This window comes from uncultured Campylobacter sp., from assembly GCF_938018145.1.
Taxonomy (GTDB): domain Bacteria; phylum Campylobacterota; class Campylobacteria; order Campylobacterales; family Campylobacteraceae; genus Campylobacter_A.
Genome location: NZ_CALIII010000242.1, coordinates 1 through 1,082, shown reverse-complemented (window position 1 = coordinate 1,082; position 1,082 = coordinate 1). Strand labels below are relative to the sequence as shown.

The 1,082-nt window shown below is 51.6% G+C and carries 2 protein-coding genes; one reads left to right on the top strand and one right to left on the bottom strand.

The genetic code is table 11. The annotated features are described in order from the left end of the window. Positions 1-607 (top strand): Type 1 glutamine amidotransferase-like domain-containing protein (locus tag Q0338_RS05625; protein WP_298085903.1); only part of this gene is annotated, 607 nt, incomplete at its 5' end. A 206-nt stretch (positions 608-813) separates the two neighbouring features. Here the strand turns inward: Q0338_RS05625 and Q0338_RS05620 are convergent. Beyond that, positions 814-1,082: AraC family transcriptional regulator (locus Q0338_RS05620; protein ID WP_298085902.1), on the bottom strand; the 269-nt coding region annotated here is incomplete at its 5' end.

Here is a 1,082-nt window from a genome sequence, read left to right as displayed (position 1 = left end):
GTTTTTATGCTCCTATTTTGCGGGCGCGGCGACGCTTTTTGAGGACTATGCGAGGCAAAATATCCGCGCTAAAGAGGTGCTTTTTATCCCGACCGCCGCAAACGTAGAGGAGTACCGAGACTACGTGGACGAGGCGAAAGAGGCGTTTGCCAAAATGGGCTTTACGGTTCAAATTTTAGACGTTTCAAAAGCGAGCGAGACCGAAGCGAAGGCAAAGATCGGCGCGGCGCAGGTGCTTTACGTAAGCGGCGGCAACACATTTTATCTTTTGCGCGAGCTTAAAAAGAAGGATCTGGTAGCCCTCATCGCTAGTCGCGTCCGAAGCGGCGAGCTCGTGTACGTGGGCGAGTCGGCGGGCGCGATGATCGCGGCGCCTAGCGTGGAGTACGCGAGCGTGATGGACGATGCGGGCGACTACGGGGCGGCGGCGCAAACGGGGCTTGATCTGGTGAAATTTTACCCCGTGCCGCACTACGGCGAGGAGCCGTTCGTGCAAAGCGCGGCTGAAATTTTAAAAATTTACGGCGGCAAGCTAAATTTGGCGCCGATAAATAACGCCGAGGCGATCGCGGTGCACGGCGATAAATTTGAAATTTTAGGGCGGTAAATTTAGGCGCGCGGCGTTCTAAAAGCGCGCTAAATTTAGAAAAACGGCGTCTGAAATTTTACGCGCTAAAGCCTGCGTAAAATTTAAAAACGGCGGAGCTTGAGGCGAGCCGAAAAATGCAGCTAGCGGTGCGAGCTAAATTTTACCGCCAAATTTAAATAGCCCTTTCCTCTGCCTTTTTCGTCAAATTTAGATCAAATTTAAACTTACGCCACGCCGGAGCGTAGAATTTCGCTGTGAATTTTAGGCGGCACGCCAAACATCCTTGCGTATTCGCGGCTAAACTGCGACGCGCTCTCGTATCCTACGTCAAAGGCGGCCTGCGCTACGCCGATATTTTTGGTCGCGAGCAGATTTTTTGCCTCTTCTAGGCGGATCTTTTTTTGAAAAGCTATGGGACTTAGCGAAGTTACGGTTTTGAAGTTATGATATAGCGAAGACTCGCTCATATCGCATTCGCGCGCGACATCTTTCA